Below are 25477 nucleotides of genomic sequence, written 5' to 3' on the forward strand. Positions count from 1 at the left end.
TATTGGCGGGTTGACATTTACTGCTGCTAAAGATTTGACTGCAACAGAAGTTGCGCAAATGTTTGCAGATAAGACTGCTGCTTCAAGTCCCCATGATCCCCTGAATGGCGAAGGATCTTTTACGGGTTCATTGACAGGTTTTAATGGCACCAGCTCAAGCAATGCATTGACATTAACAGGTACCTCTTATGGCCCAATGAGTACGGTGAGCGTGAGTGGTAGTGTGACTGCTAGAGTTGCCTTAACTTCTTCAAATGTCACTACGCAAGCTGCTGGTTCTAATGGCACTGCGGGTGTCTACGCACAGCAAACAGTGAGCCTGAATGCATTAAACACTGGCGATGTTGCAACTATTGGCGGGTTGACATTTACTGCTGCTAAAGATTTGACTGCAACAGAAGTTGCGCAAATGTTTGCAGATAAGACTGCTGCTTCAAGTCCCCATGATCCCCTGAATGGCGAAGGATCTTTTACGGGTTCATTGACAGGTCTTAATGGCACCAGCTCAAGCAATGCATTGACATTAACAGGTACCTCTTATGGGCCAATGAGTACGGTGAGCGTGAGTGGTAGTGTGACTGCTAGAGTTGCCTTAACTTCTTCAAATGTCACTACGCAAGCTGCTGGTTCTAATGGTGTATTAGGTGTTCGTGCCGTTCAGACGGTCACCTTGTATGATCTCAATGCGGGTGATAGTGCAACAATTGGTGGTCTGACGCTGACTGCTAATACAAACTTAACGCCCTCTGAAGTCGCTTCATTATTTGCTAGCAAAATTACTGCGGGTAGAGAGCCAGGCTCAAATCTTGGAGCCTTCAGTGGCACATTCGTAGGTGGTTTTACTGGAGTCAGTACCGGAAGTACTTTGACCTTAACGGGAACCTCCTATGGACCAATGGCAACCGTGACTGCCAGTCAGATGGTTTCTGGGCAAGCCAATGCACCCAAAGCAATCGCTTTGATCAATCAATTTATTTCACAAATCTCTTCTACCCAAGCATCTTTGTCAGCTGCTAGTACAGATCTCAATAGCGCACTAGATAAGAGTACTAAATTGGTCACCAGTTCACAGAAAACAGTGGATGATATTCAGAATATTGATTTGACTGCCTTGCAAGCTAGCTTGCAGGCTTTAAGCACGCAACAAAGTCTAGATTTTCAGGTGATCTCGCAGATGAATAACGCGGCATCCTCCTTACTAGCGATTTTTAGATAATTCGCATCCAAAATTTTTGATGCACAAGAACTATTGATTTAGTTACTCAGTCTTATCTTCAGCATCTTCATCTTGATGGGCCTCAAATTGTTCGGGCAGGCCAGCAATCTTCAAAACCGCATTAGCAGTATGGTGCGAGAGTATTTTGCTATCTAAGGGGAAGTAGACACTGGTTACTGGTGAAAACCAAATATCGTGATTCCCTCTGTGAGCTGGCGCATGATAGTGGCAGCCAGCCTCTTTGAGTATTGCAACTAAATCTGTAGAAAAAGAGTTTCCCCGATAGGATCCGATGACTTTAGCCATGATTACGCCTCAGTTGGAATGTGAGCCGTAGCACATTTACGGGCCAGCACTTCATACACAATTTCAGCTTGATCCGTCAGTTTATTTAAGAGCATTAATTCTGGAAGCATGGAAGAGAGCTTATTAAAAAGGACTTCAATTGAATCAGCTTCGGTTGCTAATCCCACCACATCATCGGAGGTGGCCGACCAAATGCTGGCATCGCTGTCCCATTCTGCGCGGATGGTAAATACTTTTTGCATGTGATCTCCAGTAACTTGCATAGGGCAGCCTCAAAACGGCATCAAGGCAATGTAAAGATAATATAATAGATTGGCGCAGAAAATGAGCCCTCACACCATCTAAAATACCTATATAAATCAGTCACTAAGCTATGAAACCTACCAATATTCTAATCGTTGATGATACCGCTGAAAATATTGATTTACTAAAGGCTGTATTGGAGAGTCGTGACTATGCCGTCAAAACAGCCTCTAGTGGTGCAGAGGCTCTCAAGTTAATAGAAGAATCCATTCCCGACCTCGTGGTACTCGATGTCATGATGCCAGAGATGTCCGGATATGAAGTGTGCCAAGCCATTCGTAACAAACCACAAACTGCATTGTTGCCAGTGGTGATGCTGACAGCGCTTGATCCCACAACAGAGAAAGTCAAAGGTTTGGAGGCAGGTGCCGATGACTTTTTAAGTAAGCCCATCAATCAAGCAGAATTATTAGCCCGTGTAGATTCTTTGTTACGGATCGCTGGTTTACAAAAAGAGATCGCCGATAAAAATAGAGAACTGCTGCAACTGAATCAAGATTTAGAAAAAAAGGTTGCACAACAAGTTCAAGAAATTGAAAGCCTCAATAAGCTGAAGCGATCTTTACCTACTGATGTCGCTACCAAAATAGTTTCTGACAAGCAAGAGGGTCTGCTGCAGCCCCATCGCAAAGAAATTACTATTGCCTTTTTTGAGTTGCGTGGCTTTGGTAACTTAGTAATGGATAGAGAGCCAGAGGAAGTGATGATTATTTTGAGTGAGTTTCATCAAATCCTAGGTAAGCTCATTAGTCAATTTAATGGCACCGTACAGCGTTTTTCCTGCGATGAAATCGTCATCTTTTTCAACGATCCCATTCCAGTTGATAACGCTCCGATGCAGGCTATCAATCTCGCTAAACGCTTTCAAACCGCTTTTGCTAACCTCAAAGTACGATGGGGCCAAAAGGGCTATAACCCAGCCTTATCGCTAGGAGTTGGTGTTGCTACTGGTTTTGCAACTTTGGGTATGATGGGTTTTGAGGGTCGTGAAGACTATACCGCGATTGGGGCTGTCACTGAAATCGTTTCTCGCTTGTGTCGCGAAGCCAAGGCTGGTGAAATCCTCTTGGATATGCGCACTCAGTCCCGCTTAAATGCAGATTCTGGTGCTAAACCCCGTGGATCTATTATGTTTAAAGACATTGATAAGTCTATTGAAGCGTTCAAAATTTCTCAGTAGCCATCTTTTGCAATTTATCTCATTAGGAGTAATTGGTGCAGACACCTGAAAATCCAAAAAATGAGTCAGAAAGACTGGCTGGATTGCGTCAGCTTGAAATTTTGGATACTGAACCTGAAGAGCGTTTTGACCGAGTTACTAAATTAGCGCGCTCAGTATTTAATGTGCCTATCGCACTGGTTTCATTGGTTGATAAAGATCGGCAGTGGTTTAAGTCTAGCTGCGGCTTGGATGCCTCAGAAACTCCACGGGATATTTCCTTTTGTGGCCATGCAATTTTAGGTGAGGGTATTTTTCTCATTCCTAACGCGCTAGAGGATAGTCGTTTTAAAGATAATCCATTGGTCGTTGGCAAGCCATTTATTCGTTTCTACGCTGGTATCCCGCTTTATCTTCCTGGCGGTCTTGCTGCTGGCACGCTTTGCATTATTGATACTGAGCCGAGAACCTTTTCCGAAAAAGAGCAAGAGCATCTCAAAGATCTTGCGCTGGTAGTAGAGCAAGAACTCATAGCCCATTTTGGCAACTAGTGCGCTAGAGCTTGAGAATATTTCCCCTGATTGCAGCCGCCCAATTGAAAAATAATCGTTCAGTCATTATTGCCTCTGGCGTTGCGTTAGGCCTATTGGTTATTGCAATAGCGATTGCTGTTAGTTTTTATCTGAAGTTCAATGCTGAATCTGATTGGAAGCAGCAGACCGATAATATCTCTCTCACGTTGTCGGAGCATGCTGCGCAAACGTTTATTTCTGCAGAAGTCGCTCTCAATAGTATTTACAGTGCCTTACCGCAAAGTAGCTTTTCCAATGAAGCAACATTTAAGCAATATGCTGCACAGAAATCGGTTCATTTACTGCTTTCTGAAAAGATTGGCTCCAATCCCTTAATTGATGTGGCGTCTATTGCGCTCGATGATGGTCGTTTAGTGAACTTCTCGAGATCTTATCCGCCCCCTCCGATTAATTTATCTGAGCGTGATTATTTTCAGGAGCAAAGAGATAACCCAGCAGGTAAAATTTACTTCAGTCTACCTGTCAAAAATAAAGGCACTGGTAAGTGGGTGTTTTATCTTGCTAAAAGATTGCAAACCCCTAGCGGTGATTTTTTAGGCACCTTGCAGGTTGGCGTGTCAGCCGAAAACTTTTCTGAATTTTACAAAAAGGTGATTAGCAATCTAGGCGATGGCGCTTCTGTTTCATTGTATCGGGATGATTTTTCCTTAATGACGGCATACCCTTTCAAGGATGATTTAATCGGTAAAAAGATTTTGACTGGTAGTACTTATAAACTGCTGTCGGATCCAAAAATTGATCATGTAGTTGCAGAAGTAAATTCCCCAAGAGCCATTCAGGACAATCTTTCAGATACACGCATCGTAGCTCCAAGACGAGTGGCTAATTTCCCCTTCATCGTTACTCCAGTAGTTGCTGACAATATTTTTCTGAAGACTTGGCTGAGAGCACTTTCTGCAATTTGGTTCATTGCTATTCTTAATTTAGTCTTGCTATTCATTTTCATCAAAATGATTCTGAATCGCAATGAGCAAATTCATAATGAGTTACTACAAATTAGTAAGGCTGAAAGTGCCTTGAGGGAGTCCAATGAAATTATTGAGAAGCAGAATCGCGATTTAGATCACAAAGTACGTGAGCGTACTCAAGAGCTCGAGGATAAACAAATTCGCTTACAAGAAAGCAATCTTTTATTAGATAGTGCCAATCGGCATAAGTCTGAATTCTTAGCCAATATGTCGCATGAACTTAGAACACCTCTGAATTCTATTATTGGTTTCTCAGAACTTCTGAAAGAAAAGATTTTTGGTGAACTCAATACCAAGCAGTCAGAATATGTAAAGAATATTTTTAATTCCGGCAAACATCTGCTCGATTTAATTAACGATATTCTCGACTTATCTAAAATTGAATCCGGTGAAGTAGAAGTGTTTCGAGAGATCTTCTCGCTCAATAAAACGATTCAATCTTGCGTGGCTATAGTCTCAGAGCGAGTAAAGAAGAACAAGTTAAAGCTAAATGTCTTCATTAGCGAGGGTGAAAATCTTGTTTATGCAGATGAGCGCAAGATGAAGCAAATCTTGCTCAACTTACTGACCAATGCTGTCAAATTTACGCCTGAGGGTGGCGACATTACTGTACGAGCTGAATCTACTGATGCCGGCATCAAGATTGTTGTCAAGGACTCAGGTATTGGTATTGATCCTAAGGACCAGGAAAAGATCTTCGAAGAATTTAAGCAGGTTGAAAATGACTACACCAGAAAGATGGAAGGTACCGGTCTTGGCTTAGCGATCGTGAAGCGTCTCATTCATCTCCAAAATGGTTGGCTCAAGCTGGACTCTGTATTAGGAGAAGGTGCAAGCTTTACCTTCTTCATCCCCAAGGTAGAGTCGGGAGTTTCTGAATGAAGCATGTATTGATTGTGGATGATAGCCCTCTCAATTTAACCTTGACCAAAGATATTTTGCAGTCCTCTGGATATGAGACTAGTGAAATTGAGTGTGGCGAGGACTTGCAAGCACAACTTGAAAAGCAGCGCCCAGATTTGGTGTTGATGGATATCCAGCTACCAGGTATGAGTGGTTTTGATTGTTTGAAATGGATGCGTGCTGATGCTCGTTATGCCGCTATCCCCGTTGTTGCTTTTACAGCTTCAGTGATGCAAGATGACAAGCAGGCAATCATCGATTCTGGTTTTAATGGCCTGATTGAAAAACCTATCGGGTTTAAAGAGTTTCTCAATACTATTTCATCTACGCTGCAAAATTCGCTTGCTTAAGTTATACATTTCATTCGCCAGAATTTCTGCTCTAGAATGAAGTTTTGCCAAATCGGTGGGTAAATCTATAATTCGACCTTATGACTAGCTCCAATCATTCCCCCGATATTAGCAATCAAGCGGCGAAGTTACTCGAGGATCCCTCTTTCTCCATTGTTGATCGCGAGGAATTTGTCAGGTTGGCTGGCGTCGTGATTGCGAATACGAATGATATTGTCGTGATCACAGATATTCCCACTGACGATCAAGAGCCTCGCATTGTGTATGTGAATGAAGCTTTTGTACGCGAAACAGGTTATGCGCCACACGAAGTGTTAGGAAAAAATCCTCGCATGCTTCAAGGGCCAAGATCTGACCCGGAGACTAAAAACAGAATTTTTAAAGCTCTGGGAGAGTGGAAGCATATTCGTGAAGAAATCTTAAATTACAGAAAAAATGGTGAAGAGTTCTGGCAAGAGCTCAATATTTTTCCGATTGCCAATGAATCCGGTTGGTTTACCCATTGGGTTTCGATTCAGCGTGATATCACTGAGCGCAAAGTATCCGAAAAGATTATTTTTGAAACCAAGAATCGCTTAGAGCTAGCTGCTCGTGCGGGTGGTGTCGGTATTTGGGATTACGACTTCTTTAATAATCGCTTGGTTTGGGATGGGCAAATGCTCAAGCTCTACGGCATTACTCGGGATCAGTTTACGGGTACCTATGCTGACTGGGCTGAGAGGCTTCACCGGGACGATAGGGAGAGTGCGGAGTCGGCAATTACCAAAGCTCTCGAAGGGGCTAGTGAATTTAATACTCAATTTAGAACGATTTGGCCCGACGGTAGCATCCACTTTATTCGTGGTTTAGCACTTGTAGAAAGAGATGCTGACAATAAACCCCTGCGGATGGTCGGCACTAATTGGGAAATTACTGAGCTAGTGCAGGCAAAGACCGACGCTGAGTCTGCACTCAATATCAAAACCCAGTTTTTAATGAACATGTCTCATGAGATTCGCACTCCTATGACGGGGATTATTGGCTTATCTGCTTTGGCCTTGTATGAGCCCTTAAGCCCGGTAGTTCGAGAGTATTTGCAAGGCATTGAATCTTCAGCCAAGTTACTCCTTGAGATTGTGAACGACATTCTGGATTTCTCTAAATTAGAAGCCGATAAGGCGCATATTAATACTGCGCCATTCACCATTGAAGACCTCTTTACTAGGGTGCGTGCTTTATTTTTAGAAAGTGCAAAGGCTAAGGGCTTGCAATTGAATCTTATTTGCAACTTAGAACCTAAAACACAATTGATTGGTGATTTTTTTAATCTCAGTCTTGTAGTTAATAATCTGGTTGGTAACGCAATCAAGTTTACTGAGCAAGGTTCAGTAGATCTATCGATTCAGACGCTTAAGCTAGAGAATTCCACATTGACTTTGCGCTTTACCGTCAAAGATAGCGGGATTGGTATTTCACAAGAGGCTCAACAAAAAGTACTTGAGCCATTTGCTCAAGCCGACGGATCAATCTCTCGGCGCTTTGGAGGTACGGGCTTGGGCTTGACGATTGGCAATCGTATTTTGGAGCTGATGGGTAGTAAGCTCAATATCCACAGTATTGAAGGGCAGGGATCAAGCTTTAGTTTTGACCTGGTATTGGTCCAAGAGCGTCGTAAATAAAGAATGTCTAAACAAACTTGCTAGCTTATTTAGGTCTGCACAAATAAGTAAACGCTTTGAAATTTAATACATTGGGTGGAATGCTGATCCAATTTTCTGGTTTGTTAGATGAAAAGATGCGATCACCTTCCCCATTCTTTTCGGTATAGGCATATTTTTCTAGAAAACGGGCTTTATTTTCTGTGCAGTCATATTCGTAAAGCGCTACCCCAGAATAAAAATCTCTATCGCCTTCAAAGATTTGTTGTGGTTTCTTAAGGTCGTATAAAACCCAAGCTTGAATGGAGTAGGGGTTACGTTTAATCGTGCTGGTATCGATCTTGATCACGGCGGTATCGTTGCTACCCAGTTCTAACCAATTAGCCATAGCTACAGAACTAAAGCAACACAGCATGATGATGACTAATTTTTTCATTGAGGCGCTCTCATTCAATTGAAGAATTGGATACTTCAAAATATTTTATTCTGTATTTTATGATCAATGTAGTCCTCATCTTTGATTTGGGTCCAAGCCATTCCCTGGAAGAGGGTATCAAGCCAATCTGGATATGACCTCAAAGAGGAAAAGGGTTCGGATTTAGTGCAGATAAACGGCTAAATTATGAGCCAATTGTGGTAAAAATGAGGTTAATGCTTTACTCTTTTTTATTACTTTAGTTATGGCACTCTTCAAGAAAAAAGCGCAATCTGAACCAATTCAGGCTCCCAGGGGGCCTGAGAAAATTGCGCCTGAAAATCCTTATCTTGGACGTGAGCCCATCATCAATAGAGAACAAGCGATTATTGGGTATGAGCTTTTCTTTCGACCAGGTACCACACTCAAAGCTAAACGGCTGAACGATCGTAATGAGGTATTGGCACAAATTGCTAAACGCCTAGCTGAGGACCCTAAAGCCGAAGTAAGTTACCCAGAAGAGGTGACTGACGCCAACCTGAGAGATGACGATGGAAAAGAGGTGACCCAGGTCACTCTCCCCGAAATCTTTTATTCCCTCAAGACTAAGGGTGTCACCCAATCTCTAGGTCAGCATTTAGGTTTTATTGATATTCGCGTCGATCAACTAGGTGATGAACTCAGAGGTTTTCCGGCGATTAAGTTTCCGCTGCAAATTCATCTTGCAGAGATCTTAGAGGCAATCAAGACAGAAGCAAGTCAGGCTGCAGAAGCTGTAGAAGATCCTGAGGCCAAGAAAGATCTTGATGATTCTGGCGAGCCCCCCGTTCCTGAAATTTTGCAAAAGCTTGAGCGACTGAGAAGTGCTGGCTATAAATTCGTATTAACGGGACTGACCGAAGTCTTTGATGGCCTTGATGACATATTGCCCAAATTTCGTTATATCAAATTGGATCTACAAAAAGTCGCTAAGCCATCCAGTCTGATTGATTACTGCAAAGGCATTCCACTGCCGCGCGATGAAAAGTCTAAGGGTGCTACCAATATATTACAAATTATTGCAGTGAACGTTCATGAGCCAGAAGAATTTCATCAGGCGCGTGATGTAGGTTGTGATGCATTTGAAGGTTTTTACTTTGTTAAGCCCGATCCTGAGCTTTCTTTGCATCGAGGTGAGGAGTATCGCAAGTTATTACAGCTCTTGACCTTGTTACTTTCTTCTCCAGAGTTAAAAGACTTGGTGACTGCAATTGAGGCTAACCCAGTCGTTTCTAAGCATCTGATGGTGATTGCAGAGATTGACTCGCGTCGCAAGCGCGATAAGCCTGAGAATATCCGAGATGCTGCTGTGATCTCTGGGGTCAAGCGGATTACTCGCTGGACGCAGCTTTTGCTTTATGCAGATGCTAAGGCCAAGGTGGCTTTGGATGCTACACCTTTGTTGCAACTAGTTTGTGTGCGAGCGTTCTTTATGGAATCTCTGTCAACCAAGTTGGGTGCAGGTGGCGGTTTAGGCTCTAGCGATTTAGCCTTCTTGGTAGGCGGCTTATCCTTAATTGATAATCTGTTTGATGAGTCAGCACGTGAGTTGCTATCGCACTTCAATCTTCCCGGTGTGGTGGTTGACGCCATTGTCGATCGCTCAGGCATTTTGGGGCAATTGCTCTCTCTAGCTGAAGCGGCAGAAGTGGGTGATCTGGAAAAATGTCGCCACCTGTGCGCCGATGAGTTAAAGACGGTTACCTTGGATGATGTTGCCCAAGATTCATTATTGGCGATCAAAAACTTCGTTGCCCAAACCCAGTTTGCACCTGAAGAGGATGTTTGGGAAAACGCCAATTCGGTGCCTGAGGAATCAAGCCAAGAGCTATGAGGCCGTTGAACGCCCGATCACTCATGCTGAACCTAAAAATTGTCATCCAATTGAAATACTTGCATTGTGACAATTAGTGTATACACTATCCTAAGTTCATGATTGTTATGGGCAATGTGCAGCAGGATCCGGTTTTCCATATCCACTATTGATGGTCATGACTGCTATAAATTTGATTCGACATCAATTGATTTGGCGATGGCGTTGTTGGGCAAGCAATCGATGATTTGCTAACCCTTTAAGGAGATTTTGTTGTCCGACAAGCAGAAAAATCCATTGCCCAAAATACTGGGAGAGCGTTTTAAGGATGCTAGAGAAACTCTAGGCTTGTCGGTCGAGGAGTTAGCAAAAAAAGCCATTCTGTCGAATAGTCAAATTCGTCAAATTGAAGGTAAAGAGCAGGGCGCATTTTATTCACCGCTCATCAAGTATTCGAGCGCTCAAAAGGTTGCCAAAATTCTGGGGCTACCTGAAGATCAAGCATTTGATGCAAGCCAAGCAGTGCTAGAAGATGAGCAAACACTGCAAGAGCAAAAAGAGCTGAAAGAGATTGAAGCTATGTTGGCTCAAAAAATGATCAATGAGCTTAAATTTGAGAGACCTAGCTTGATTCAAAAGATCATTGGCAAGCAAACCTCTGCGCAATTGCCAATCCAAGGCATTGAGGTGCCCAAAACTACTCCATCTAAATCATTTATTAAGCTCGCCGTCTTTATAGTATTGTTGATTGCAGCGCTGGGATTTGGATATTGGTTTCTCAACCCCTACTTAAATATCTCTTAAGCAAAAACTCATGCTAGGTATCTTCAATACATTAGGGAGTCATTTCTGCGAAGGGTTGGCACGTGATTAAACGATTTTTGTTGCTTGTATTGATGATGTTTGCTGGCCTGGCCTACGCTGATTGGACTAAGGTGACCGCCAATCAAGATATTTCTGTTTATATAGATGCTCAGGCTATACAAAGGAATAAAGGCCTAGTCAAGGTCAAAGTATTAGTCAATGAAGCTAAGGAATTAGTTGTCGATAAAGACAAGTATTCCTACCAATCTTTTAGAACTTACATTGAGTACAACTGCAAAAAAGACCTCCAAAGAGCGCTTTCGACTAAATGGTTTTCTGAGCCAATGGGGGAGGGCAATATGATTTATCAAGATAAGCACCCTTATCCCTTTGCGCCTGTAGCTGAAGGCACCCTTGGCCTAGTTGTAATGAAGCGTGTTTGTAAGGGAAGTTGATGCGTAATCCCTTGCCAGTTGAACTCCAGACTGCTCTGATATTTAATCCATTAACATCTTCTGATTCTTTTTATTTCTGCTAAAACATGCAAACACCAGTCAATCTATACCTCCCCATTGGCATTGCAATTGGAATTCTTCTCATCGCTGCCTTTTTGTATTGGTCTTGGTCAAAGGTTATTTCTCAATCTAGCACTGAAATTAAAGATCTTGCTACTGGGCTTAATGGCAAGGATGCCGCCGGCAGGGATATTTTCACAACAGCTATTGGGTCGACAAGCAATACGCGTATCATCGATTTACTCCAAGAGAGTCAAAGAAATCTCATTACGATTCGAGGGGATTTGGGGTCTAAACAATACTGCCTGAAACCCTACTCAGATATTTGGACGGCCAGAAACATTCTAGCGGGAAAAATTAATCTCTCGCTCTATGAAACCATGCCCAATATTTTGATTGGTGTGGGCTTGATGTTTACCTTCATATTCCTGGCATTAGCATTAAATGATGCAGGTCAGGCAATGACAGGCAATCAAGAATCTCGCGATGCAGCGCTCAAGGGCTTGATTGCCACAGCTGGTGGAAAATTCATTACCTCGATTGCTGGCTTGCTGTCTTCCTTAGTCTGGAACTGGGCTGCCAAGCTCACGCTGGAAAAGTTAGAAGCATCGATTGATGATTTACAGACTCAGCTTAGAACAATCGTTCCTGATAATGCCCCGCAAGCAGTCATTCAAGCACAGCTAGGCATGTTCCATGAAATGCTGCAGCAAAACCGTGAACAAGTAAATCAATTAAAACGTTTTGAAACAGATTTTGCACTCTCGATCTCTAAAGCAATCGGTAATGCTCTCGAGCCTTTATTTAACGATCTCAGTGTCAAGCTGATTGACGCTTTTGATAACTTAACAGAGCGGATTAGTCGCATTAATGAAGAAGCTCTGAAAAATATTATGGAGAAATTCTTAGAGGCGATTAAGGGTGACTCTGCAAAAGAGATGGAGCAGTTCAGAAAAACCTTGGTTGAAGTGACTGAAAAACTCAATACTGCTGGGGTAGGCGCTGGAGTCTCGCTTGCCCAGGCTGGCGATTCTTTTGGAAGCGCCATTAATGCCCTCGAAAAAACGGTTACTAAGACTAATGAAACCATGCTTGGCTTAGAGTCTGGTTTGCAAAGAGCAAAAGAGTTCACCAGTGAAGGGGCTACCAAATTAGAGTTTGTCTTGGGTGGATTAATCGGTTCGGTAAACGGCATTGATAAAGTCATTGTGAATGTCGACTCTTTTGTGCAAAAAATTCAGTCGAGTACAGAGTCTCTTGGTTTAATAGCTCGCAGTTTAGATGGCACAGTGGCCTCGCAAGAAGTCATTAGCAAAGAGTTTGGGGTGGGTATTCCTGCGATGTCGAGTGCCCTTAAAGATGCTGTTAATGAAATTAAGCTAGGCACTGACGCTTCTCGTGCGGCGCTCAGTTCTTTGCGCACCGAGTTTGAATCGACTAAGAGTTCGATTGATCAAACCGTCAATCATTTAACTAGCGGAGTATCAGATTATTCCAATAAGGTAGTGCAGCTGCACTTTAAGTTAGATGAAAAATTAGCCCAGGCCATTACATCGATCCACACCACCATTACGACCCTAGAGCAAACGATGGACGATTTTGTTGAATCATTGCCCAAAACCTAATCAAATCTAAAGTAAAGTTAGAGTATCGCAATGATCTTTTTGCCATCTAGTCATAATAAGCAAGCTGAACGGGTTGAAGAGGCGGGTTATCTCGCCTCTGCGAGTGATTTGATGATCGGTCTATTGTTTGTGTTCATCATCATGGTAGTGATGCTCTCTCAAAGAGTGGATTCTATTCAAAGAGGTGAGAGTGTGAATGATCCGCTGGCTAGTGCTGTGCTGATCATTGGGCAAAAGTTTAAAGAAGCAGGTTTGAATGTGGTGATTGACCCGCAATCAGGCGTTATTGGTCTACCAGCAGATGCCTTGTTTGGATTTAATAGTGCTGTCCTGAATGACAATTCAACTCAAACCTTAAAAAAGGCTAGAGAGTCCCTCATTAAGATTCTGCCTTGCTATGTTCACTCTGAAAGAGCGGCTAGACCACTAGACTGCCCACCCAATGATGAGCAAGCCGAAATTGAAACTATATTCATTGAAGGGCACACTGACTCTAAGCCACTTCAACAAGGCAATTACACTAACTGGCACTTAGGCCTAGATCGTGCGCGGGCGGTATACGAAGTTCTTACTGAAGGTAAGCCTCAGTCCTATCAAAATGAACGCAAGTTAGATGTCTTTGGTATTAGCTCTTATGCCGATAAGCGGGTAGTCAAAAGCTTTGGTTTAGAAGATGCAGAAAAAAGCCGGCGGGTAGAGTTGCGCTTTATCTTGGCGTTCAAACCCGATTCTAAAAAAGGCAAAGCGGCGAGAGATGCTTTGGATGCTGCTAGCAGTCCATCGACTCCCCTAACTCAAACAGCGCCCATCATGCCTGCAGCTACTGTTGCTCCAAGCTCTAACAGTAAGCCCATTGCTTTGCCAAAATGAACTTAGCAGCATTACCAGAAGATTTTCCTCTGCTAGCTAGTGCTGCACAAAGTATTGCTTCACAAAAAATATCAATCGAAAGAATTGGTCTGCCACCGGATATTTTTGCAGTGGGTGAGCGCACTTTTATTCGTTTTTCCTTAGCGCAGCTCTCGGGCCATCAAGTCGATCAACGCTATTGGCGTTATTTTCCCTATGCGATTTGGCTGGAGCCAGAGCGCAGCTTATCCACCCGAGCTGATTATTTAAACGAATACTTCGAGATGCATCTTCCTCGTTCTCTGAAGATTGCCAAAAGAGCGATGAAATGGGCTGAGCCCCTATTCTATGTTTATCTCTATCACTTTAAGCTAAATGATCCCGTGTTTGAAAAGCTGGCTCAAACAGCACAGCGTTTTTTTACCAGCGGTGCCATTAAATCTGGTTCTCCACTGAAATCCTTAGCGCATGAGTTAAATTGTTTTAATACTGCTGATGGCCCGCGTTTGGTAGCTGAGTCGATCCTTAAAACAAAACGCGGATTAATGGGGTGGATCAATCAATTTGATCTCTGGCCCGGATTTACAACCACTCCCTTTGCTAAAAGTGCCTTCATTGAATTGCTGAAATTTCCTAAAGAAAAAAGACGGCAAACAGACTATATCCATCTAGCATTTGATTGGGGCATTGATGCACAAAATCAATTTCGCTATCCTGAAGTGAAAGCACTCTTTACTGATGCCTTGCTATTAGCTTGGAAGGGAGTAAAGCCGCCAGAGGATTTGAAGATAGCGATGAGTGCAAAACTGACCAGTGTGATTGGTGACCCCAGGGTTGATCAAGAAGCCTGGCTTGGTACTAGTAATGAGGCAGTGCAGGTACTCGTGGGCTGGGTGAATACGAAAACAAGCTAAGAATCTTCAGTAAGTAGTCAAAATTGATTCATGATGATGATTTAAATCACATGCTGACATGATTTCTCCGCATACTAGAGGTATGCTGAGCTAGTTACTTTTAATCAATTGTGGAGAGCGTTATGACAAAAGCATCAAAATCGGAATCAAAATCAGAGTTAGGCCCTGATGGCCTGCCAGGTCACGATTATTTCCTAGATGCCGTCAATCATATTGATGAAGCAGTAGCCAACCAGTCGATTGCAATTGGTGCTGCAAAGGGCATTGTATTTAGTCTAGTGGAAACATTGGGTGCCATGGTTGGAGACCCTGATTTACCAGCTCACCTCAAGTCTGGTTACATGGGAGCTCTTGATTTGGCTGTTGAGTTAGAGGCAAAACTTTCTAAATAAGTTGTAACTAATCTGCGAGGATTTTAGAGTTAGGGCAGCTTCGGCTGCCCTGATACATTTAAAATCGAGAATATAGCCATTTAATTAAAGTTAATGATCAACATTCCAAAACGCCTAGCAGTTGCTCCCATGATGGAGTGGACTGATCGTCACTGCCGATCTTTTCATCGGACGCTCACTCAAGAGGCAGTTTTATATACCGAAATGGTCACAACAGGAGCGCTGATGCATGGCGATGTGCCACGTCACTTGGATTATTCACAGGATCAACATCCAGTGGTACTTCAGTTAGGTGGTTCAGAGCCTAATGATTTAGCAAGGTCAGCTGAGTTGGCACAGCAGTGGGGCTATGATGAGATTGATCTCAATTGCGGTTGTCCCTCAGAGCGAGTGCAACGCGGAGCCTTTGGTGCTTGCTTGATGGCTGAGCCTAATTTAGTAGCTGAGTGCGTTAAAGCAATGAAGAACGCGGTGGATATTCCGATCTCAGTGAAGCATCGCTTGGGTTTGGATACGATGGATGCAGCAAGTTCACAAAAAGATTACCAATTTGCCTTAGATTTTATATTGGCAGTAGCTGCCGCAGGTGCTAGTCAAGTCACCATTCATGCACGTAATGCGGTGCTCAAGGGACTTTCGCCGAAAGAGAATCGCAGCAAACCACCGCTACATTATGAAGTGGCTGCCAAACTCAGATTGGATGCTCAAAAACAATTTCCTGATCTTAAAGTCTTGCTGAATGGCGGCCTAGAAACCAATGAACAGATTGCTGGACATTGGGATGACTTTGATGGCTTCATGGTGGGTAGGGCGGCGTATCACTTCCCGGCAATGTTGTTGGGTTGGGATGATCTGATAAATACGAATGGAGATGCCGCTGGTTATCTCTTTAGTGAAACTGAATGGCATCGTATACAGATTGCGTTGGTAAGACAAGTACAGTCATGGTTTGAGGAATGCCAAGCAAAACAAAAACCGTTTTATATAGGCGCATTCACAAGACATATTTTGGGTTTAGCTCACGGCAGAGCAGGGTCGCGCTACTGGCGTCAACGCCTCTCGGATCATCATGCTTTAGCTAAAGTGCAGAGCAAAGCAGCCATTGCAGATTTCTTTCTAGATGCCAGCTTATGCCTTGGCGATTGGGCTGCTTTTGACTTAGAAACCGCAGATTAAGGCTGTTTTAGTGGGATTTCTCCTAAAAAGGATATAATTTCCTCTTCTACAACGGCGGACGTAGCTCAGTTGGTAGAGTCCCAGATTGTGATTCTGGTTGTCGCGGGTTCGAGCCCCGTCGTTCGCCCCAAAAAATTCCCTGAGAGCCTCCATGAGGAGTTTTATTCAAAAGGGTGACCTAATCAGTATTGGCTAGCCTTTCATTTTCTGGCATCAAATAGTTGATTCGCTCATATGCAAGTCGTTGCTATCAACTGATCATTTGATTTTTAAATTTTGAATGCATCCACGATTTTTTGGCTACCGTCTAAAAAAACTGAGCGTTGACGAACAGGCGCTAAATCTGTTTTTAATTTGGATGCGGTACGGGCATCAATCAGAACTTCTCCTGCTTCTGCCTCATGGCATAACTTCAAAGCAAATTCTCTGACATCTCCAAGTACGGTATAAAACTCTTTATCATGAATTTTTGTCATCTTTAGCGTGGCATAACCTGTGGCTATACCTATGCTCAAAAATAAAGGCTCACTATAGCCCTTTTGAGCCCAGCGCATTTTGAGATTGGTGAATGCAGTATTAAACCGTTTGGCTAAACTTGCTGCATTTAACATGGGGTTATCGATGGGGGTAGGATCATTAAAAAGGATCACGAATTCATCGCATGAGAAGCGTTGAACTTTACCAAAAAACTGACCAATCAGTTTACCGAGAACTTGATGCACCTCACTTAAAATGATTGCCACTTCTTCGGTTTGCCTACCTGTTACAAACTGACCGAAGTTGTGTAACTCAATGACAACCATCGTCACCTCACTCCGATGCGATTCCTCGGTATTTACTTGGTTTTCATCAACCATGATATCTGAGATTTCGGGTGACAAAGATAGCTTGAGGTTATTCAAATTTTCAATTTCATTTCCCTGTAGTACAACTTTTTGCTCTAATTCTTTGCGTATATTAGAAATTCTGAGTAAGGAGTCAATCCTGGCAAATAATTCAGCTTGGTTTAGGGGCTTACCTAAAAAATCATCTGCTCCAGCCTCCAAACCTTTGACTTTTTCAAGGACTGGATCGAGCGCTGATAGCATGACTACCGGCAGTAACATCGTCGTTGGGTCTTGTCGAATGGCTTGGCATACCTCATAGCCGGACATCTCCGGCATCATCACATCGAGCACCACTAAGTCGGGAATGGATTCTTTAATGGATGCAAGTGCTTGGAGGCCGCTGGAGGCTGTTTTGATTTCATAGCTGTGACTTTCCAATACCGCTTTTAGTAAATCGATATTTTCAGGTGTGTCATCGACTATTAAAATAGTGCCAAGCTTCATGCCGTATCCGTTCTTTGTTTAAAAATTCAAATTAGGCAGCAATTTGATTGCGACCATTTTGTTTCGCTGCATACATGGACATATCAGCCTGATTAACTAGATCACTAAGCAGAACATCTTGAGCTGTATTTAGATGATGATGTGGATTGAGCATTGCTAATCCAATACTCATCGTAATTTGCATTGGTATGGATAAGCTTGTTTTAAATGTTGCTTTAGCGACATCAGATCTAAGGCGCTCAGCAATTTCTATTGCACCCTCAATATTGGTTTCTGGCAAAAGAATGAGAAACTCTTCTCCACCAATACGGCCCATGGAATCAGTAGAGCGAAGGGTTGTGTGGATATGTCTCACGAGGCTAACTAAAACTTCGTCTCCTACTTGATGTCCATATTGATCATTTATATTTTTAAAGTAATCAATATCCATGACCATTAAAGATAAATAGTGTTTATTTCTTTGTGAGCGATCAATCTCAATAGAGAGTTGATGAAGGATTTCGGTGCGACTGAAGGATTTTGTTAATGGATCGTATTTGGTCAGGGTTTCCAAAAGATTTAGATTTTTTTCGGATTCTCTATGGATGTTGGCAATTCTGAGTAAGGAATTAATCTTGGCGAACAATTCCGCTTGACGAATTGGTTTACTTAAAAAGTCATCTGCGCCAGCCTCTAGGCCCTTGACCTTTTCAAGGTCTGGATCAAGCGCTGATAGCATGACCACTGGCAATAACATTGTCTTTGGGTCTTGCCGAATGGCTTGGCATACCTCGTAGCCCGACATTTCTGGCATCATCACATCGAGCACTACCAAATCTGGTATCGAGTCTTTAATTGCTGCAAGAGCTTGAGCACCACTAGAGGCTGTTATGACTTTATAGTGACGACTTTCCAGTAAGGCTTTTAATAATTCAAGATTTGCAGGGGCATCATCGACTATCAGAATTGAAGCGTTTTGCATATATTTAACACCGCTTCTCATTACATATACTTACTTGATTGATACTAACTTATATATGTATTAAATAGTTTTATATTTTTGTAATACCGGCTTATTTTTTTACGTAGGTAATCAATAACCCTTTGTTTTAGGCTTTAAAGAGCATTTAAACCATCTTTAGGGAATTTTTGTTCGGCTTTAGGACGGTTTGCTATCAAATCCCAAGCAGCTTAATCAGGCTGAGGTTTATTGTTTAAAACGACAAAACAAGATCATAAAGTAGTATTCTCGATGATTATAAATTTTTGATGGAATGCTTTTGTATTTTTCAGTTAAGAGCAAGTTTTTCTTAGCCCTCATTTTTGCCCTATCTTGGATGGGTTTTTCCTTTTGGTATTCCCAGCCCTGGTATTCGGATCTTAGTAATGAAATAGGTAGCATATCTGCTTATTTCCTGATTACTTTTATTGCCATTATTCCTGGATTTATGAATGCCTTTGTATCGATTGCCTTGTTCTTGGATAAAAGACCAAAAGTCATTGATCAGCAAAAGTATCCACCTGTAACGGTATTGATCGCTGCATATAACGAAGAAAAATCAATTGCCTCAACCTTATCAGGAATTTTTTTACAGGATTATCCAGAGAGTATTCGCATTATTGTTATTAATGATGGCTCAAGTGATAAAACCGTTGATTCTGTTCGCAATCTTCAGGCTTCGCACCAAAATTTAGAATTGATTGATTTAGGTCACAATGGGGGTAAGGCTTCTGCACTTAATCATGGTTTAAGAGAATGCAAAACAGACATCATTATTTCTATTGATGCAGATAGCTATATTCTGCAAGATGGAGTGAGGAATCTGGTTGGTCGCTATCTTTCTGATCCAGTGAATACCAAAGCAGTTGCTGGCGAGATCTTAATAAGAAACTCTCGAGAAAATTGGATTACCAAGGCGCAGGAGTGGGATTATTTTTTGGGGATTGCTACGATCAAGCGAATTCAGTCCTTATTTCAGGGGACCTTGGTGGCCCAAGGCGCATTTTCTTTGTATGACCGAGAAACAGTGATGGACTTGGGTGGGTGGCCTGAAATGGTTGGTGAGGATATTGTGCTTACCTGGAAAATCCTTGCTGCTGGCTATAGGGTAGGGCATGCCGAGAATGCCCTAGCATTTACGGATTGCCCAGATACCTTAAGTAAATTTATTCATCAACGGCGCCGTTGGTCTAGAGGCTTAATTGAAGCTTTCAAAGAAAATCCATCTATCTTATTTAAGCCAAGATATTCAACTCTTTACGTGTGGTGGAACACCTTATTTCCATTGATGGATATTGCCTTTACCTTTGGATTTATACCCGGAATTATATTGGCTTGTTTTGGTGTTTACTGGATTGTTGGCCCGATGACTTTGTCTCTCTTGCCGATGGCATTTCTTCTTAACTGGCAAATGTATTTGAAGGGAAAGACAATGTTCAACGAACAGAACCTTAAAGTGAGGGCTAATATTTTAGGTTTTATGTTCTATGTATTAGCCTACGGCTTAATTTTGCAGCCAGCATGTGTGTACGGCTATTTTTCTGAAATTTTTAAGCTGCGTAAATCTTGGGGAACCAAATGAAATCTTTTGTAATGGTTGCCCAGTCATCTTTAAGTATCTTATTAATCATATCTGTTGCTAATGCTGAAGGGTTGCCTTCAGCTAAGATGGCAATATCAGCTCCTAATACTTATATTGCCTCAGATAGTGAAGGCTTCTCTACCTATAAATACAATGCTGGTTTACTACCGCTTTATGAGCATGGTGAAAAATATACTGGGATTAGCTACCAACATAATTACTTTACGCAAGGTGGCTGGGATTCTTCAGCAGAGGTGTACACCATACTCACTAAAGCGATTAACCCAAGAACGGGACTTGGTTATAACGTTAATCTTGGCTACAACCTAGAGAATGGTCATAAACTCATTACCACTGATAGTAATTACGGATTTAGGGTGACTGATTCTACCAAGACAGAACTAATAATTAACCGAGATCGCGTTGAGACACAGAATTCTCTCAATAATGGCATCTACTACACTATGGGTGCTGTTAGTGTCGAGCAGCAAGTAATTGAGCGTGTCACAGCGACTGCGATGGTTGGTAATATGTATTTCTCAGACACCAATACAAGACCTATGGTTCGTGCCAAGCTCATCTATGATTTAGTGCCGGATTACGGCTTAACTGCACAATTGCGCTATAGGCAATATCGGGATAGCAACACAACAGTGCCGAATAACTATTTCAATCCAGATCATTACAGTGAAACTATGGTAGCTTTTGGCGCAAGAAAAAGAATCTCTGGCTGGATGCTGAGTGGTACAGCAGGGGTTGGTCGGCAAAAGGTGAGTCAAGATTCCAGTACTACTACTCAGCTATATGAGTTAGCAGCAACTAGTCCTGTAGCTTCAAATAACTTCTACTTTAAGACTAGGGCGGGTTATGGAAAATCGGCTGGCTTTTTAGGGCCCAACTATTTTTATCGCTACTTCATGGAAGAGTTAATTTTTCCGTTCTAAGCCGATTTAACTTCTGAAATAGCAAATCTTTTTTCTGCAAACAGCTTAAATAGACAGCTACTAACTTTGTATCATAGAGCGTACCATGACGCTGTTTGATTTTAGTAACAGCAGTATCAATCACATCTGAGAAAGTAATAATTATTGATATAAGTCAAAATTCTCATGAGAATAAGATTTAAACTTAAATAATAACTGCCACCCTATGATTAAGTTTCAAATGAAAAAAATAGTAACGACTGATGATGAGATAGCACATATGGCTGCTGATCTTGTTATTGCCAATAAAGAGCTACTTTTCCAAAACGAAGAGAAGGCTAAACGTGTAGCTGAATTGGTTCTTGCCAATATCGAAAAGGCTAAGCGTGTGGCGGAGCTTGTGATTGCGAATAGTGAGAAAGCGAAAAGAGCTGCAGAATTAGTGATTGCCAACGAAGAGCTCGCCTTTCAAAATAAAGAAAAAGCTAAACGAGTAGCAGAGCTAATTATTGCCAATGAAGAGAAGGCTAAACGTGCAGCAGAGTTAGTCATTGCTAACGAAGAGAAAGCCAGGAGAGCAGCTGAGTTAGTAGTCATTATGGATGATAAGGCCAAAATTGTTACTGAATTAGTAATCTCTAAACTTGAAGCTATCCACAATGAAAAGCTACAACTGTCTTTAATGGAAACCATAGACATCACAAGACAGTTAGTGGAATTACGAGATCCCTATACTGCTGGACACGAAAAGCATGTAGGTGATTTGGCTAAAGCTATTGCTCAGGAGATGGGTTTAGATAGCATTCATCAAGAGGGTCTCATGGTGGCTGGTTACTTGCATGATCTTGGCAAGATTATTGTTCCTGTTGAGATCCTATGTAAGCCTACCAAGATTTCGCCGGAAGAATATAATTTGGTGAAAAATCATGTTCAAGCGGGCTATGACTTACTGAAAAATGTAACTTTCCCTTGGCCTATTGCTCACTCTGTATTGGAGCATCACGAAAGGCTTGATGGTAGTGGTTATCCCAATGGATTGAAGGGAGATCAAATCAGTATAGAAGGCCGCATCTTAGCTGTATCTGATGTCATGGACGCAATGTCCTGCAACCGTCCTTACCGTACTTCGCCTGGAATTGAAGAGGCATTGGCCGAAATTGAAGGGGGTAGTGGCAGAATCTATGACGAGAGGGTCGTCCATGCTTGCCTGACCTTGTTTCGCGAGAAGGGTTACAAAATTCCGACTGCTTTAGCTTAACCTTTTAATTAGAGTCAGACATTCTGATTTCTGGTTGATTCCATCAAGGCCCGCTAGGAATCACGATACTTGCATTACAGTGTTAGTAAGCGGTCTTCATAAAATTAATATGACCCAATTCCACATCGGTCGATACCAGCTTCACGCGTAACTTGTTCCCGATCGAGGCATCTCGTGGAAGCTTTAATAACATGCCTTCTGCTGGCGGATTAAAAATTCTGACCCAGCCATAATTGGGAGTAATCCCAGTTATCACGCCATCAAAATCTTTGCCAATATAGGGTTCCAGAAAGAGAGCTGCCTCAGATTTTCGAACTCTGCGCTCGACTTTGCGGATAGCATCTTCTTGGGTCGTGCAGTGAAGTGCTAAGGAATACAGTTCCTGATGATCATAAGGGCTGGGGCGATTGGCAATAGCATGCTTGAGCATACGCAAAGTAATCAGGTCAGGATAGCGGCGATTTGGAGCGGTGGAGTGCATGTAGTCTTGCACTGCGAGTCCAAAATGACCTATCGGTTCGGTACCAGGGTTCTCAAGAACATATTCACCAGGACCCATGAGTTTGACTACGATTAATGAAAGATCAGGAAAGCGTAGGGGGTCAGCAAGATGCCGCTTCGCTAAAAACTCAGAGAGGGCCTTAGAGTCTGGATCGTTTGGGAGCGCCTCTCCATATTGCTTCGCAAGCTCAACAATTCTGAGCCAACGATCTGGGCTACGGACAATTCTGCGCAGGGATGGAATCCCCTTTTTTTGCAGAAAATGAGCAGTCGATTCATTCGTGGCAATCATGAATTCTTCAATCAGTTGTCTGCCACGGTTATGTTCTTGCTCTGCGATGCCAATAATTCTTTCACCTTCAAAAATGGCCTTAGGTTGAAATATTTCCAATTGCAATGATCCCGCTTGATGTCGCTTGACTCTCAGTTTTTGCGCAATCTGGTCTTGGTTTTTGATCTGGATATCCATACCTGGCACAGAGGTGATGCCTAGGGGTGCAGGTGCGTTTCCGATAATCCAACTAGAGACAGCATCATAGGCCAACTTCGCTTTGTTCAATACTTTGGCGCGATAAATGGTAGAACCCTGTACATCACCATCATTACCAATCACTATCTCTGTAACCAGGGCTAAGCGAGGCTCATTAAAATTCAGTGAAGTTAAATTGGTTGACAGCTTTTCCGGAAGCATCGGGAAAATACGTGCTGATGTATAGACTGATGCGGTATTAAATCGCGCATGCTCATCGATGGGCGTATTCTTCTTAATGAGCACATCGACATCAGCGATTGCGATGAATATTTTATAAGAGCCATTACCGATTTCAGTACAGGTGGTCAGCTGGTCTAGATCTCGAGAGTCATCGTTATCCAGGGAGCACCATAGCAGGTGAGTCAGATCTTGTATCTTCGGGTCATCATCAACGCCAGGTGCATTGATAGTGCTTAATTGAGCATGTACTTCTTTTGAAAAATCAGGCTCAAGACCTTTCTCTTTCATCACAATGACAGAAATTCTGGATAAATCAGAGCGTGTATATTGTTTTTGCTGATGCATCTCTTATGAGTATATTAATGATGTGTTATAGGACACAGCTGCAATTTCTACCAGAGTCCTTTGCCAGATACATAGCTTGATCTGCTTTGTGAACTAATTCTTTTAAGAGTTCTTGCTTATTGCTGCCAATACAAGCAGAAATTTTAAAGCTAGTAATACCAATACTCACCGTGATTTGTATGGGCTCGCTCCAGCTGGTGTGATGTGAGATGCTAGCTATATGGGCACGAATGCGTTCGGCTACCTGTAGAGCTTCAATTTCTTTCGTTTCAGGCAGCAAGATTAAGAATTCTTCCCCCCCAATTCTGCCCAGAATATCCAGGTCACGCAATGATTCTTGAATATGCTTGACTAGGCTAATTAGTATCTCATCGCCAACTTGATGGCCAAACTGATCATTCACTTTTTTAAAATAATCAATATCAATCTCCAGGATTGAAAAAGTATTACCCGTTCTAAGAGTGCGCTCAATCTCATTGGCAATTTTTGAAAATATTTCCGTACGAGAAAGACAATTCGTCAGGGGATCTAAAGCAGACAGTAATGAAAGGACTTGATTTTTAGTTTTTTCTGATTCAATGAGTTTGGTGATGCCGTATATGCCACCAGATATGCAAATTGAGATTGCTAATGCAAAAAAGGCGTCTATTAGCTTGAAGTTACCGCTTGTATAGATATCAATCACCGGGAATATCCTTCTTGATAGCATCAAGGTAAGTCCAATCGTAAGGCAGACCCATGCCCAACGAAACGCCCCAGCAATCTTAAAGGTGAGGGTAATGCAGATATAAACCGCAACTATTTGAAACAGAAAGGACAGTGCGTAGCATAAAAATGCCAATAATTGCATTAGCCCCCCCCTTTTTTTACCTGACAGTGATTGATCATGTTGCGTAAGTTTTATTTATATCACTGGGTTTATTGAATTTACATGCTCACTTATAAATATTGAAATCAGTTTGATATAGATCAAAAAAGATTAGATAGCACTTGAAATTTCTGAAGCTAGGCTTTGTGTTGCGGACAAAAAGATTATACTTTTCTTTTTTCAAAGCCCTCAGGATAGGTAGGTGCTGCCCCCTTTTTAGAATTATGCTTTTCTCTTAGGAAGGCAGAATCTAAAAACTCAAATATCGGCTTTCTGGAGACGAATTCAATATGACGATTAGTGGATTTGATGGCGCCCACTTTTTCTAATTGGGTAATAGAGCGACTCAGAGTTTCAATTTTGACACCCAGGTAACTTGCTAAATCAACCCGATTCATTGGTAAGGTGAAATTATCGCGATCAAAGCCAACGGTGCTAATTCGGTTGGCATATTCAATTAAGAAATCAGCCAACTTTTCTGTGGCATTCAGATTCACTAGATCAAAAATATGGACATTAGTGGTATTGAGTAGGGCGCTTAAAGAATTCTCGAGATTATTCATCAGCGCTGGAAATTCGCTAGTCAATTTTTTCAAGTTGGTATACGTTATTGAACACACTTCACTATTACTAATGCTCACTGTATCTACTTGATGCTTACCATTGGCAATCCCATCTAGTCCAAGAAGCTCACCAGGTAATGAAAAATGGGTGACTTGTCTCATGCCATTGGACATAATCATTTCGCTCTTTAACGATCCAAATCTCAAGTTATAAACATGAGTGAGGGATTCTCCTTTGCGATAGAGAAATTGCCCCTCCAGTAAGGTTGAACGGATGATAAAATTTGCTGGCAGACTATTGACTTCCTCTGTAGTCAATTTGCCATTCAGACACTGGCTTCGAGTGCTGCAGTTCACGCACACCGCCTTTGGGTGTTGGGAGACTTTAGAGAGACCATTGAGTGCAGAGTTCATAGTTCATTATAGTTTTTAAATTAA

General features: G+C 42.2%; 25 protein-coding genes and 1 tRNA gene. 18 read left to right on the forward strand and 8 right to left on the reverse strand.

What is annotated here, in order from left to right; genetic code table 11:
- Positions 1–1216: hypothetical protein (locus VC178_RS04395; protein WP_323481712.1), on the forward strand; the 1216-nt coding region annotated here is incomplete at its 5' end.
- Between the two features lie 42 nt (positions 1217–1258).
- Here the strand turns inward: VC178_RS04395 and VC178_RS04400 are convergent.
- Entirely contained in the window at positions 1259–1522 is a 264-nt protein-coding gene (locus VC178_RS04400; RefSeq protein ID WP_088525984.1) for a hypothetical protein, read from the reverse strand.
- A 2-nt stretch (positions 1523–1524) separates the two neighbouring features.
- The gene (locus tag VC178_RS04405) at positions 1525–1764 is read right to left on the reverse strand and encodes a DUF1902 domain-containing protein (protein WP_216127269.1); all 240 of its coding nucleotides are present in this window, start codon (positions 1762–1764) and stop codon (positions 1525–1527) included.
- A gap of 131 nt (positions 1765–1895) precedes the next feature.
- Here VC178_RS04405 and VC178_RS04410 point away from each other — a divergent pair, with 131 nt between their 5' ends.
- The 5 genes from VC178_RS04410 (at position 1896) to VC178_RS04430 (ending at position 7456) form a co-directional block, all read left to right on the forward strand.
- Complete coding sequence (locus tag VC178_RS04410) at positions 1896–3005, forward strand: response regulator (protein WP_323481713.1); 1110 nt, start codon at positions 1896–1898, stop codon at positions 3003–3005.
- Positions 3006–3040: 35 nt separating this feature from the next.
- Positions 3041–3535 carry a GAF domain-containing protein gene (locus VC178_RS04415; protein WP_215320245.1) on the forward strand — a complete coding sequence of 165 codons (495 nt, stop codon included), beginning with the start codon at positions 3041–3043 and terminating at the stop codon, positions 3533–3535.
- Positions 3536–3546: 11 nt separating this feature from the next.
- Positions 3547–5427 carry an ATP-binding protein gene (locus VC178_RS04420; RefSeq protein ID WP_323481714.1) on the forward strand — a complete coding sequence of 627 codons (1881 nt, stop codon included), beginning with the start codon at positions 3547–3549 and terminating at the stop codon, positions 5425–5427.
- Positions 5424–5798, forward strand: coding sequence for a response regulator (locus VC178_RS04425; RefSeq protein ID WP_323481715.1), 375 nt, complete (start codon positions 5424–5426; stop codon positions 5796–5798). Before VC178_RS04420 ends, VC178_RS04425 begins: the two co-directional genes overlap by 4 nt.
- Positions 5799–5878: 80 nt before the next feature.
- Positions 5879–7456 carry a PAS domain-containing protein gene (locus VC178_RS04430; protein WP_323481716.1) on the forward strand — a complete coding sequence of 526 codons (1578 nt, stop codon included), beginning with the start codon at positions 5879–5881 and terminating at the stop codon, positions 7454–7456.
- Between the two features lie 25 nt (positions 7457–7481).
- Here VC178_RS04430 and VC178_RS04435 read toward each other — a convergent pair whose 3' ends face one another.
- Complete coding sequence (locus VC178_RS04435; protein WP_215296795.1) at positions 7482–7871, reverse strand: surface-adhesin E family protein; 390 nt, start codon at positions 7869–7871, stop codon at positions 7482–7484.
- Between the two features lie 244 nt (positions 7872–8115).
- On the opposite strand from VC178_RS04435, the gene VC178_RS04440 reads away from it, so the two are divergent.
- The 9 genes from VC178_RS04440 to VC178_RS04480 all read left to right on the forward strand — a co-directional run bounded on the left by VC178_RS04440 (position 8116) and on the right by VC178_RS04480 (position 16107).
- Positions 8116–9723, forward strand: coding sequence for a hypothetical protein (locus tag VC178_RS04440; protein ID WP_323481717.1), 1608 nt, complete (start codon positions 8116–8118; stop codon positions 9721–9723).
- 252 nt (positions 9724–9975) lie between these two features.
- On the forward strand, positions 9976–10506 hold the full coding sequence (locus VC178_RS04445; RefSeq protein WP_323481718.1) for a helix-turn-helix domain-containing protein: 531 nt from the start codon (positions 9976–9978) through the stop codon (positions 10504–10506).
- A gap of 62 nt (positions 10507–10568) precedes the next feature.
- The gene (locus VC178_RS04450) at positions 10569–10961 is read left to right on the forward strand and encodes a surface-adhesin E family protein (protein ID WP_215320259.1); all 393 of its coding nucleotides are present in this window, start codon (positions 10569–10571) and stop codon (positions 10959–10961) included.
- A gap of 86 nt (positions 10962–11047) precedes the next feature.
- Positions 11048–12646: a hypothetical protein gene (locus tag VC178_RS04455; protein ID WP_323481719.1), complete on the forward strand. Its 1599-nt coding sequence runs from the start codon at positions 11048–11050 to the stop codon at positions 12644–12646.
- A gap of 30 nt (positions 12647–12676) precedes the next feature.
- Positions 12677–13516, forward strand: coding sequence for an OmpA/MotB family protein (locus tag VC178_RS04460; RefSeq protein ID WP_215320265.1), 840 nt, complete (start codon positions 12677–12679; stop codon positions 13514–13516).
- A complete protein-coding gene (locus VC178_RS04465; protein WP_323481720.1) occupies positions 13513–14409 on the forward strand; it encodes an EH signature domain-containing protein in 897 nt (298 codons plus the stop codon). Before VC178_RS04460 ends, VC178_RS04465 begins: the two co-directional genes overlap by 4 nt.
- 122 nt (positions 14410–14531) lie before the next feature.
- Positions 14532–14801, forward strand: a complete 270-nt coding sequence (locus VC178_RS04470) for a hypothetical protein (protein WP_215296808.1) — start codon at positions 14532–14534, stop codon at positions 14799–14801.
- Between the two features lie 93 nt (positions 14802–14894).
- The gene (gene dusA / locus VC178_RS04475) at positions 14895–15977 is read left to right on the forward strand and encodes a tRNA dihydrouridine(20/20a) synthase DusA (RefSeq protein ID WP_323481721.1); all 1083 of its coding nucleotides are present in this window, start codon (positions 14895–14897) and stop codon (positions 15975–15977) included.
- A 54-nt stretch (positions 15978–16031) separates the two neighbouring features.
- Positions 16032–16107: transfer RNA gene (locus VC178_RS04480), tRNA-His, on the forward strand.
- 139 nt (positions 16108–16246) lie between these two features.
- Here VC178_RS04480 and VC178_RS04485 read toward each other — a convergent pair.
- Together VC178_RS04485 and VC178_RS04490 are read right to left on the reverse strand one after the other, a co-directional pair.
- A complete protein-coding gene (locus tag VC178_RS04485) occupies positions 16247–17308 on the reverse strand; it encodes a response regulator (protein ID WP_323481722.1) in 1062 nt (353 codons plus the stop codon).
- A 31-nt stretch (positions 17309–17339) separates the two neighbouring features.
- Positions 17340–18269, reverse strand: coding sequence for a diguanylate cyclase (locus tag VC178_RS04490; protein WP_323481723.1), 930 nt, complete (start codon positions 18267–18269; stop codon positions 17340–17342).
- Positions 18270–18561: 292 nt separating this feature from the next.
- Between VC178_RS04490 and VC178_RS04495 the strand changes: the two genes are divergently transcribed.
- From VC178_RS04495 to VC178_RS04505, 3 genes are all read left to right on the forward strand, one after another.
- Positions 18562–19869 carry a glycosyltransferase gene (locus tag VC178_RS04495; RefSeq protein ID WP_323481724.1) on the forward strand — a complete coding sequence of 436 codons (1308 nt, stop codon included), beginning with the start codon at positions 18562–18564 and terminating at the stop codon, positions 19867–19869.
- A complete protein-coding gene (locus VC178_RS04500; protein ID WP_215296816.1) occupies positions 19866–20813 on the forward strand; it encodes a hypothetical protein in 948 nt (315 codons plus the stop codon). Before VC178_RS04495 ends, VC178_RS04500 begins: the two co-directional genes overlap by 4 nt.
- A gap of 220 nt (positions 20814–21033) precedes the next feature.
- Positions 21034–22050 carry an HD-GYP domain-containing protein gene (locus tag VC178_RS04505; protein ID WP_323481725.1) on the forward strand — a complete coding sequence of 339 codons (1017 nt, stop codon included), beginning with the start codon at positions 21034–21036 and terminating at the stop codon, positions 22048–22050.
- Positions 22051–22132: 82 nt separating this feature from the next.
- Here the strand turns inward: VC178_RS04505 and VC178_RS04510 are convergent, their stop codons facing one another.
- From VC178_RS04510 to VC178_RS04520, 3 genes are all read right to left on the reverse strand, one after another.
- Positions 22133–23608 carry an RNB domain-containing ribonuclease gene (locus VC178_RS04510; protein WP_215296820.1) on the reverse strand — a complete coding sequence of 492 codons (1476 nt, stop codon included), beginning with the start codon at positions 23606–23608 and terminating at the stop codon, positions 22133–22135.
- A 25-nt stretch (positions 23609–23633) separates the two neighbouring features.
- Positions 23634–24458, reverse strand: a complete 825-nt coding sequence (locus VC178_RS04515) for a GGDEF domain-containing protein (protein WP_323481726.1) — start codon at positions 24456–24458, stop codon at positions 23634–23636.
- 182 nt (positions 24459–24640) lie between these two features.
- The gene (locus VC178_RS04520; RefSeq protein WP_323481727.1) at positions 24641–25453 is read right to left on the reverse strand and encodes a Crp/Fnr family transcriptional regulator; all 813 of its coding nucleotides are present in this window, start codon (positions 25451–25453) and stop codon (positions 24641–24643) included.
- Positions 25454–25477 lie beyond the last annotated feature (24 nt).

This window comes from Polynucleobacter sp. AP-Sanab-80-C2 (genome assembly GCF_035012965.1).
Taxonomy (GTDB): Bacteria; Pseudomonadota; Gammaproteobacteria; order Burkholderiales; family Burkholderiaceae; genus Polynucleobacter.

Coding starts and splice junctions, on each gene's coding strand:
- VC178_RS04400 (WP_088525984.1), bottom strand. CDS start 1,522: ATGGCTAAAGTCATCGGATCCTATCGGGGAAACTCTTTTTCTACAGAT.
- VC178_RS04405 (WP_216127269.1), bottom strand. CDS start 1,764: ATGCAAAAAGTATTTACCATCCGCGCAGAATGGGACAGCGATGCCAGC.
- VC178_RS04410 (WP_323481713.1), top strand. CDS start 1,896: ATGAAACCTACCAATATTCTAATCGTTGATGATACCGCTGAAAATATT.
- VC178_RS04425 (WP_323481715.1), top strand. CDS start 5,424: ATGAAGCATGTATTGATTGTGGATGATAGCCCTCTCAATTTAACCTTG.
- VC178_RS04430 (WP_323481716.1), top strand. CDS start 5,879: ATGACTAGCTCCAATCATTCCCCCGATATTAGCAATCAAGCGGCGAAG.
- VC178_RS04435 (WP_215296795.1), bottom strand. CDS start 7,871: ATGAAAAAATTAGTCATCATCATGCTGTGTTGCTTTAGTTCTGTAGCT.
- VC178_RS04440 (WP_323481717.1), top strand. CDS start 8,116: ATGGCACTCTTCAAGAAAAAAGCGCAATCTGAACCAATTCAGGCTCCC.
- VC178_RS04455 (WP_323481719.1), top strand. CDS start 11,048: ATGCAAACACCAGTCAATCTATACCTCCCCATTGGCATTGCAATTGGA.
- VC178_RS04460 (WP_215320265.1), top strand. CDS start 12,677: ATGATCTTTTTGCCATCTAGTCATAATAAGCAAGCTGAACGGGTTGAA.
- VC178_RS04465 (WP_323481720.1), top strand. CDS start 13,513: ATGAACTTAGCAGCATTACCAGAAGATTTTCCTCTGCTAGCTAGTGCT.
- VC178_RS04470 (WP_215296808.1), top strand. CDS start 14,532: ATGACAAAAGCATCAAAATCGGAATCAAAATCAGAGTTAGGCCCTGAT.
- dusA (WP_323481721.1), top strand. CDS start 14,895: ATGATCAACATTCCAAAACGCCTAGCAGTTGCTCCCATGATGGAGTGG.
- VC178_RS04485 (WP_323481722.1), bottom strand. CDS start 17,308: ATGAAGCTTGGCACTATTTTAATAGTCGATGACACACCTGAAAATATC.
- VC178_RS04490 (WP_323481723.1), bottom strand. CDS start 18,269: ATGCAAAACGCTTCAATTCTGATAGTCGATGATGCCCCTGCAAATCTT.
- VC178_RS04495 (WP_323481724.1), top strand. CDS start 18,562: ATGCTTTTGTATTTTTCAGTTAAGAGCAAGTTTTTCTTAGCCCTCATT.
- VC178_RS04500 (WP_215296816.1), top strand. CDS start 19,866: ATGAAATCTTTTGTAATGGTTGCCCAGTCATCTTTAAGTATCTTATTA.
- VC178_RS04505 (WP_323481725.1), top strand. CDS start 21,034: ATGAAAAAAATAGTAACGACTGATGATGAGATAGCACATATGGCTGCT.
- VC178_RS04510 (WP_215296820.1), bottom strand. CDS start 23,608: ATGCATCAGCAAAAACAATATACACGCTCTGATTTATCCAGAATTTCT.
- VC178_RS04515 (WP_323481726.1), bottom strand. CDS start 24,458: ATGCAATTATTGGCATTTTTATGCTACGCACTGTCCTTTCTGTTTCAA.
- VC178_RS04520 (WP_323481727.1), bottom strand. CDS start 25,453: ATGAACTCTGCACTCAATGGTCTCTCTAAAGTCTCCCAACACCCAAAG.